At 58.7% G+C, this 9,196-nt stretch carries 10 protein-coding genes; 3 read left to right on the top strand and 7 right to left on the bottom strand.

Features of this window, described 5'->3' with window-relative positions; all coding sequences use genetic code 11:
• Positions 1-38 precede the first annotated feature (38 nt).
• The 6 genes from B7L72_RS13555 to B7L72_RS13580 form a co-directional block, all read right to left on the bottom strand.
• Positions 39-914, bottom strand: a complete 876-nt coding sequence (locus B7L72_RS13555) for a pirin family protein (protein WP_016915510.1) — start codon at positions 912-914, stop codon at positions 39-41.
• A 134-nt stretch (positions 915-1,048) separates the two neighbouring features.
• On the bottom strand, positions 1,049-2,560 hold the full coding sequence (locus B7L72_RS13560) for a sodium:solute symporter family protein (protein WP_081194983.1): 1,512 nt from the start codon (positions 2,558-2,560) through the stop codon (positions 1,049-1,051).
• Entirely contained in the window at positions 2,553-2,780 is a 228-nt protein-coding gene (locus B7L72_RS13565) for a hypothetical protein (protein ID WP_081194985.1), read from the bottom strand. The genes B7L72_RS13560 and B7L72_RS13565 overlap by 8 nt, the downstream gene beginning before the upstream one ends.
• A gap of 49 nt (positions 2,781-2,829) precedes the next feature.
• Entirely contained in the window at positions 2,830-4,239 is a 1,410-nt protein-coding gene (locus tag B7L72_RS13570) for an amidase (RefSeq protein ID WP_081194987.1), read from the bottom strand.
• A gap of 142 nt (positions 4,240-4,381) precedes the next feature.
• Positions 4,382-5,278, bottom strand: coding sequence for a LysR family transcriptional regulator (locus B7L72_RS13575; protein WP_081194989.1), 897 nt, complete (start codon positions 5,276-5,278; stop codon positions 4,382-4,384).
• Between the two features lie 34 nt (positions 5,279-5,312).
• Positions 5,313-6,353 carry a zinc-dependent alcohol dehydrogenase family protein gene (locus B7L72_RS13580; protein WP_081194991.1) on the bottom strand — a complete coding sequence of 347 codons (1,041 nt, stop codon included), beginning with the start codon at positions 6,351-6,353 and terminating at the stop codon, positions 5,313-5,315.
• 148 nt (positions 6,354-6,501) lie between these two features.
• Between B7L72_RS13580 and B7L72_RS13585 the strand changes: the two genes are divergently transcribed.
• The 3 genes from B7L72_RS13585 to B7L72_RS13595 all read left to right on the top strand — a co-directional run bounded on the left by B7L72_RS13585 (position 6,502) and on the right by B7L72_RS13595 (position 8,683).
• A complete protein-coding gene (locus tag B7L72_RS13585; RefSeq protein WP_016915513.1) occupies positions 6,502-6,981 on the top strand; it encodes an Lrp/AsnC family transcriptional regulator in 480 nt (159 codons plus the stop codon).
• A gap of 129 nt (positions 6,982-7,110) precedes the next feature.
• On the top strand, positions 7,111-7,404 hold the full coding sequence (locus tag B7L72_RS13590) for a helix-turn-helix domain-containing protein (RefSeq protein ID WP_016915514.1): 294 nt from the start codon (positions 7,111-7,113) through the stop codon (positions 7,402-7,404).
• Complete coding sequence (locus B7L72_RS13595; RefSeq protein WP_081194993.1) at positions 7,394-8,683, top strand: type II toxin-antitoxin system HipA family toxin; 1,290 nt, start codon at positions 7,394-7,396, stop codon at positions 8,681-8,683. Before B7L72_RS13590 ends, B7L72_RS13595 begins: the two co-directional genes overlap by 11 nt.
• 419 nt (positions 8,684-9,102) lie before the next feature.
• Here B7L72_RS13595 and B7L72_RS13605 read toward each other — a convergent pair.
• Positions 9,103-9,196: endoribonuclease YicC domain-containing protein (locus B7L72_RS13605; RefSeq protein WP_139788517.1), on the bottom strand; the 94-nt coding region annotated here is incomplete at its 5' end.

Consider the following 9,196-nt stretch of genomic DNA (forward strand, 5'->3'; position numbering starts at 1 on the left):
AGGCACTACTATCGCGGCGAGCCGGTTTAGCGCGGCGGTTACAGCGTCAGCCCGCCAAACTTGCCGTTCTGGTAATCCTCTACCGCCTGCACGATCTCGTCGCGGGTGGTCATCACGAAGGGGCCGTGGGAGTAGACCGGCTCATCGATGACATCGCCATGGCCAAACAGCAGGCGCGCATCGCTGGCTGCCTCGATGGCAAGGCTTTCGCCGTCACGGTCGAGCTCAATCAAATGATGCGCTTTGGCAGGCTCGCCGCCCACCGTCACGTCACCACTCACCACGTACAGAAACACCTGCCGCCCAGGGGCTACGGGAAGCTGCTCATGGGCCCCTGCGGGCAGCGCGAGTGTGGACATGAACACGCCGGTCAGCGACTCGATCGGGCCTGACTGCCCTTGCCACTCCCCGGCAATCAGGTTGAGCGTGCCGCCGCCCGCTAGGGGAACGGCGGGTATGCCTTCCTGCTGCAGGCCCACGTAGCGCGGTTCGCTCATCTTCAGCCGCGACGGCAGATTGACCCACAGCTGGAGGATTTCCAGCGGCCCGCCTTCGCGCAGGAACTCAGGGGGCGAGATTTCTGCATGCACGATGCCGCTGCCCGCGGTCATCCACTGCACGCCGCCTGCATGGATCACGCTCTGATGTTTGGCGCTGTCGGCGTGGGCCAGCGAGCCCTCCAGAATGAAGGTGACCGTCTCGAACCCCCGGTGCGGGTGCGGCCCAAACGGCAGCCCACGATTATTGGCGGAATATACCTGCGGGCCGTGGTGATTCAGGAACAGAAACGGATCGAGCTGATCCACGCCAGGCCCCGGCAGCGGCCTGCGGGTGACCAGGTCTCCGATATCGTCACGATGGGCAGGGTGCTGAGCGACCATGCGGCGAACGGATGGGGTATGGGGTGATGACATGACGTCCTCCTTATCGATACGCCCAGCGTAAAACCTCAGCGACGCAATGAGGAGCGAATAATTTGCCTTGATTCATTGCAATAATGTGATGATCGTCAGGAAACGCTTGGGCCTCCGCCAGGCCAGCAGCGTGATCAAGAGCCAAGCGTTTTGACCCTCTCTCTGCGCATCCCCATCTTGCTCAGGCCCCGTGGGGCAGCAATGCGGAAGAAGCGCTCAACCACCCCGGCATCGGTGGCAGGCGTTATCAAGGAAACCGCGACAAACAACGGTAGATTGATCATCAGCCCCCAGAACCCTGCGTGAATACCCAGCGGGTGTGGCCACAACGTGGTAAAAGCCACCGTGACGAGGAAACCTGCCAGGATGCCTGCCATCACACCTAGGCGTGAGGCTCTCGGCCAGAAGAACATACCCACGAACGCAGGCAGTACCTGTGACGCAAATCCCAGGCCCACCAGTAGAATCATCACCAAACTGCCCGGCTCAGCAATCGCCAGCGGTGCCACCACTAAAAACATGACCGGTAGAATCAGTAACCGCGCTAGCCTTGCAGTCACATCGTTCGAAAGCTTCAGTGCGGGCTGCAAAACGTCTTTACTCAGCGACAGCGAAATCGAATGAATAAACGGTTCGCTGGAGGACATCGACGCCGCCAAAGTCCCCGCCCCCAGCAAGCCTACCAGCACCACCGGCAAGTGTTGCATCGCGTAATCAAGGGCAACCGTGTCGGCTCGGGCCAAGTCAGGGAGAGAGAAAATGCCGATGAAGCCCACCACTACCATGGGTAAAATCACCACGTAGTAGGTAGGTAACCACGTCGCGCTACGGCGGATAGTACGCGCCGATGAAGCACTCATCCACTGGGTCCAGACAGGGGGCATGAACGAGAACATGGAGACGATAATGGACGTGGTCCAGAAGCTGTAGCTCATGTCGCCCCCGGCACCCGGTAGCGTGAGAAACTCACCATGTTCCGCCTGGATACGCTCGAAGACACGGGAAAAGTTCACCCCCCCAGTGGCACTGTGTACGGCCCACAGGCCAACGGCCCAGGCAACCACCAGCATCAATACGCCCTGAAACGCATTCGTGCGCCCAATCGCGCGTTGACCACTGGCATAGAGGTAAACCGCTATGCAGCCAAGTACCAGGAATACTCCTAACCATACAGGAATCATTCCACCACTCATGACAAACAAGATATACGCCGAGCCAATGGTTTGCAGTACCGCATAAGCAACCGAGCCTATGGCCATGACCAACGCAGCCAAGGCCCCCAGCGTCGGGCTTTGATAACGATCTGCGATGGCACTTGCCTGAGTGACATGACCAAACTGCTCACCAAATTGCCATACCTTCGGGCCAAAGTACCAGGCAACCAGGGCCAGGTACGCCAGATAGATCGCCACATAAAAAACCGCCACCCCCTTGGAGTATGCCCAGCCGGGAGCTCCCATAAAGGTGTAAGCACTGACACTGCCTGCAGCTATCAGAAGATAAAGCGTTACAGGGCCCATACTGCGCCCCGCGACTCCCCACTCTTCCAGACTGTTCATCGAGCGGCCAGCCCTGGCACGGAGGCCGATGACCATGGCAACAGCAACGTAGGTCAGGGTAATCAGTAATGGCCAAGCGCTACTCATGGTCATCTCTCTCTACAATGTGGTTACCGATCAACATGACCACCACGCAGGTAAAAATCACTAGATAGCTCCACACCACCACCCATGGCAGCCCTAGTACCAGGGTGGCTCGGTTGACGAGCGCAATCACCGGCCAGGTACCTGCCACGACCAGTGCCACAAACGCCATCAACAGCCCCCACCCTGCCCGTGAAGTCGGCAGTACCAATAAACGTCGCATGTATGTTCCCCTCTTGATATTTATTACCTTTGCTCAGTAAACGCCCTGCTCACTCCAGTACGCTTTTGTCACACACCGGCATCGGCAAGCACATTGGCAGCCCTAAACGGGCTTCCAGCTGTCGTGCCAACTTGAGCACGAAGTGGTCCGCAAAGCGCGGGCCAATCAATTGCACTCCGATTGGCATATTGCGCTTACTGAGGCCCGCATTGAGCGAGATGGCAGGCTGCTCTCCCATGTTCCACGGCACGGTATAGGCAATATGCTCAAATGGCTGACGGGGATCATTGGTAGGCGATGCCCACTCAGCAGGGAAGGCAATATTCGGTGTCGTGGGAGATATCACTGCATCCACCGTCTCGAAGACGGATTCCGTGGCACGACGCATCGCCATGGTTTGTTGAAAACCTTGCACTACCTCTACTCCGCTCAGGCGGGCACCGCCATCTGCCCAGGCCAGAATGGCCGGTAGCACCTGCTCGCGCTCTTCCGCCGCAAGCTTTGATAGCTCGCTCCACTGGCGGGCCTGCCAGAAGTGATCCAACCCATCCAACATTTCTCGGCTAAGCACGGGGGCCATCGGTACCAACGTGGCACCCGCCGCTTCCAACAGCCTTGCGGCCTGCTCCACGTGGTAGCGAATTTCTTCATCCAGAGGCAATCCACAGCCCGCCTCCATCATCACGCCTATTCGCAAGCCTTTGACATCCAGCGCGAGGTCCATCCAGTCAATATGTTCTGGGGGTAAGCGCATGGCATCACGTCGATCCGTGCGAGCAAGGGTATTCATCATGAGTGCGGCATCTTCGACGCTCCGAGTCATCGGCCCTGCGCAGCGTCCTACATAATAAGGGTCGATAGGTATGCGCCCCAACGTTGGCTTGAAGCCTACGATGCCACACCAGGCCGCTGGCAAACGCACTGAGCCGCCAATATCGGTCCCCACATGTAGCGGCCCGAAGCCAGCGGCAGCGGCAGCACCGGCCCCCGAACTGGACCCGCCGGTATTACAGGCCAAGTTCCATGGATTGCGGGTGATACCATGAAATGAAGAGAGCCCCGAGGAGAGCATGCCAAAATCAGGACAGGTGGTTTTCGCCAGGACCAGTGCGCGGTCTTCCGAGAGACGGGCCGCCGGGGGCGCATCTGCACTGGCAGTGGGCTGTTTGCCCAATCCCGTGCCCAGCGGCACCGGCACCCCTTCCGTGGCAATCAGCTCTTTTAGCGTGACGGGAACACCATCCAAAGCTCCGCTGGGTTTTCCCTTTGCCCAACGCTGGGTAGATGCCTCGGCAGCCTTGATGAACACCTCAGGCTGATAGCCATACAGTGCGTTGATGGAGGGCTCCCATTGGGCGATATGCGCGACCAACGCGCTGGCGACGTCTTTTGGTGAGAACGTATGGGCTCGATAGCCCTCAAGCAGTTGAGTCGCCGTTAGCTGGTGTAGTTCAAGCATCCCGTCACCTTAGTGCTGTTGTTATCAAGGTCAATAACCCCAGCATGAACCCACACGGTGCCTTCTGCTATTTCAATATTGACCTCAGCGTGTCCACAATTTGTGTGCACTTCGCCCACTCAAAAGCCTGCAGAAGCGGGCTCTATATTGTCTGCAATGCATTCGCCAATAGTGACAAGCATGCCTCAGTCGCAAAACTGCGCTGACGGTGGCGATAGACACAGAGGTCGACGCGTGCGGCTTCGAGCTCTGAAGATGAGATAGGGACGCTCACCAGGTCACCCAACTGACATTCCCGAGCGACTGCCATCGGTGGTAATACCAGCACGCCGGCACCGTTGATCGCGAGTGCTTTCTGGGTTTCAAGTGACGCGGTTTTGAAGGTGGGCACCAGCACCACATTGGCTCGGTGAGCGGCACGCTCCAGCGCTTGCCGAACACCATAGGACTCATGCGGCAGGATCAAACGGTGCTTCGCCAAGGTGTGCAGCGACAACTCGGAAGCGGTGGCCAGCGGATGGCCTGGCGCCACGACGGCATGGTGGTTCAGCTCGGCACTGGCGTAGGGCACAATGTCATCATGGCGCGGCATGAAGAAGGATAGGCCAATGTCCGCATCACCACGGCGTAATGCTTCGACCATCTGGTTTGAGCTGGCAATATCAATATCAAAGCTCAAATGGGAATAGCGCTGCCCCATCTTGGCTAACGCAGGCGCGAGCAGGCCTGCTACCACGCCTTCGGCCACTTGCAGGCTGACTCGGCCCGTGCGCAAACCTTTGAGGTCAGCGATATGCTCCTGCACCCGCTCCAGGTCACGGATGGTTCGTTGCGCCTGGGCGGCCAATAGCTCTCCCGCTGCCGTGAGGCTAATGCCGTTAGGGCCACGCTCAATGAGCGGGGCGCCCAATTGATGTTCCAGCAAATCAATCTGACGGCTAATCGCCGTGGGAGCAATGTGTAGCTGGGCCGCAGCCTGTCGAAGCGAACGACATCTTGCCACGGTGTCGAAGTAACGTAAGGCTCGACCACTGATCATCTATTAGCCCCCATCGCTATGGCAAAACCTTCGCTCAGAATTTCGTCACCACGGTGACCCCCGCGCCTTCGAACTTGTCCATGTTGATCAACGCCTGCACGGACTCTTCCAGCGTGATGCGGCGGCCAATCAGCTTTTCCGGCGCCAGTTTGCCCGACTGGATCATCGCCAGCATGGCATCGTAGCGATGCGCCTGCATGCCATGGCTACCCAGAATTTCCAGCTCGTTGGCGATCACCTTGCTCATCGGCACGGCGGGCGTGCTGTGGTCCGCCAGCATCAGCCCCACCTGAACATGCTTGCCGCGCTTGCGCAAATTGCTGATGGAGTTGAAGCAGGTGGTGGGGTGGCCCAGCGCGTCCAGCGAGACGTGCGCGCCGCCTTGGGTGATCTCGACCACCGCCTCCACCACGTCGGCCACCTGGTTGGCATTCACCGTGGCCACCGCCCCTAGCTGGCGCGCCAAAGCCAGCGCCTGCTCGGAAATATCCACCGCCACCACGTTGGCACCGGCTGCGCTGGCAATCATGATGGCCGACAGCCCCACGCCACCGCAGCCGTGCACCGCCACCCACTGGCCCGCCGACACGCGGCCCTGGTCTACCACCGCACGAAAAGAGGTTACGAACCGACAGCCCAGGCTGGCGGCGGTATCGAACGTCAGGGTATCCGGCAGTGCGACCAGATTCACATCGGCGTAGTGAATGCCCACATACTCGGCAAACGAGCCCCAGTGGGTAAACCCCGGCTGGAATTGAGCATCGCACACCTGATGATTGCCGGTGTGGCACTCCGGGCAGGTGCCGCAGCCACCCACGAACGGCACGGTCACCCGGTCGCCAACGCGCCACTTCGTCACGTCCTTGCCCACCGCTTCCACCACGCCGGAGAGCTCATGGCCCGGCACATGGGGAAGCTGGATATCCGGGTCGTGGCCCATCCAGCCGTGCCAATCACTGCGGCATACGCCGTTGGCCATCACCTTCACCACGACCCCGTGAGGCGCTGGCGCTGGGTCAGGCACCTGCTGGATGCTGGGCGGGGTAGAAAACTGCTCGAATACCACGGCTTTCATGGCTCACTCCTGAACGGTCGACGGTGCGTTGGATGTATACGCACTATAGCGAGCCACGCCCGAAATTACGTTTCCTTCTGATGGACATCCTGCGCCTTTTTGAAGCACTCTTTTCAACAACATGAACAAACCGAAAGAGCCTTTCAAAATGAGCGAGCTTGATAAAAAGGATGCCCGATTAGCCACCTTGCTGCAGGCAGACGGGCGGGTGGCCAACGCACGGCTGGCCGAGCAGCTGCACCTGAGCGAAGCCACCTGCTGGCGGCGCCACAAACGCCTGGAAGAGCTGGGAGTGATCGAAGGCTACCAGGCCATCCTCAACCGCCGCAAAGTGGGCGCCAGCGTGCTGGCCTTCGTGCAAATCACCTGCACCCAGCACAGCGAAGCCGCGACGGCAGAGTTCGAGCGCATCATCCAGGCCAGCTCCCGCGTACTGAGCTGCCACAACACCACCGGCGAAGCCGACTTCCTGCTACAGGTAGTCGCCAAAGACCTGGACGACTACAGCCACTTCGTCGAAACGGTGCTGCGCAAACTGCCCGGGGTATCGAGCATCCGCTCCAACCTCTCGCTGAGGGAAATGAAAGCGACCAGCCATTTGCCGGTTGAGGAGCTGCTGGGGCTGTGAGCGAGGCAATGGAAAAGAGCGCTGAAAGAAAGTGTATTCAGCAGCCATAAAATGGATATAACCGTGTCTATAAATAGCTAAAATAGCCTAAAATGGATATAGGAGTATCCAGGTAAAGAAAGTGAGCTTATGCCCCGTTTTCTGTTGTTAGACGATACCGATGTTCAGCAGGCCTTTGCCGCCCACCTACGCAGGTTGCGCGAGCAGGCCAAGCTATCCCGTGCGGCGCTGGCGCAGCGCAGCTGTGTGCCCGCTCCCACCATCAAGAAATTCGAGCTCACCGGGCAAATTTCTCTACGCCAACTGCTGTTGCTCTGGCAAAGCCTGGATGACCTGGCACGGCTCTATGCGCTGACCCAACCCGACGCCCTCCCCACTAAACAGCCCTCCTCCATCGAAGAGGTGCTCAAAGATGGCCTTTAAGCCAACGCAGCGGTTGAACGTGACACGCACGCTCTCAACGGGAGAGCGAGTCGCGGCTGGCGTTTTAGCGCAGAACCGCCAAGGGGTCTTCTTTCAATACGCAGAAGGCTACGTGGAACAGCATGGCAACCTGTCGCCCTTTACGCTCAACAGCGACCTGACTCTTCAACTTGCCCCCCAAATACCACACCAAGGTCTACATGGGGTATTTGGCGACTGTTTACCCGATGGCTGGGGACTGCTGTTGCAAGACCGTGTCTTTCGCCAGCAGGGCATCGCCCCGACACAGCTGACGGCGATGGATCGGCTGGCATTCGTTGGCCATCGAGGGATGGGCGCTCTTGCCTTTGAGCCCATATCAGAGGCAGCACCGACACAGGGTGATCACGAAGACTTGCCGACACTTGGCTTAACGGCTCAGGCCGTTTTCGATGGTCAAACGGAAGACGTGCTGAGTGCTCTCGTCGCAGCGGGTAGTTCCGGCGGAGCCAGGCCCAAAGCACAGCTTTTCATGCCACCGGACAAGCCAACAACGTGCCGAACCGACGCCAAGCCAGGGGATGACGCTTGGCTGGTCAAGTTCACTTCTCAACACCTGCCACTGGGTCACGACGAGGGGCTCTGCGAAGCGGCCTACCTGGAACTAGCGAACACAGCAGGGCTTGAGCCGCCCGAATGGCAGTTGCTTCGGGTGCCTACGAGTCAAGGTGAGCGCGCCTGGCTTGCCATCAAACGGTTTGACTGGGTTCATCAGACGCACCCTGCCGGGCGTCTCCACATGCACAGCGCCTGTGGACTGCTGGATGCCGACTTCCGAACCCCTAGCCTGGACTACGCCGACCTGATCAAGGCCAGCCGCCAGCTATGCCGCTCTCCCGCCGTCGGCCAGCTGCAATTTCGACGCGCGCTGTTTAATCTGTTTGCCTGCAACCAGGACGATCACAGTAAGAATTGGGCATTTTTGCAGGACGATACAGGCCAATGGAGACCAGCGCCGTTCTATGACGTGACCTTTAGCCCCCACCCTTTTGCAGAACACGCGACGGCCTACATGGGATTTGGCAAACAACCGCCTCTCAAGGCGATGCAACGGCTGGCAACACAGGCAGGTTTCACGGATTGGAAACAGGCCCTGCCGTACGTTCAAGAGACAGTGGACGTTCTCAGCAGCTTCTCGGTAGTGGCCAAGCACCTCGGAGCGAGAGCCAGCACCATTGATCTCATCACCAAGCGGTTGAATCAGGCGTGGCGAGAGAACAAGGGGCTATTGAGCACCTGAGCAGACTGTAGGTCGTTGACGTGATCGCTTGGCTCAATGCGACTCTAGATCCTGCCCGTTCTGCTCATTACTCTGCTGAGTTGGCGCATCATCCCCTATAAAGACAGGCCTATCGTTCTCCCAAACCACGGCATATTGACCAAGGCGGCGTTTGCGCTCGAGCGTTTCGGCAACCGCCGAGCGTAAGCTCTCTAGCATCTCGTGAGTATCAGGAGTCAACTGAGTCATAGCGGAGATTTCTTCAGATTATGCAGGCTGCATAAGGAAGCGGCGCTGGATACCTGCTAGCAATATTAAGTCAGGCCCAAAAGCGAAAAACCCCGATGCACTCACCGAGGTTTAGACGCCGACCGGGCACTCCCTGTCCATTTAACTTCAGCTTGTAGAGTTTGGCATGCCAAGTCAATGCCAATACCTCATCACTCAATATTCTGTATCTGCTCCCGCATCTGCTCAATCAACACCTTCAACTCCACCGCACAACGCGTTGTTTCCGCCACCACCGATTTTGAG

The organism is Halomonas sp. BC1 (assembly GCF_002078135.1).
GTDB classification, from domain to species: domain Bacteria; phylum Pseudomonadota; class Gammaproteobacteria; order Pseudomonadales; family Halomonadaceae; genus Vreelandella; species Vreelandella stevensii.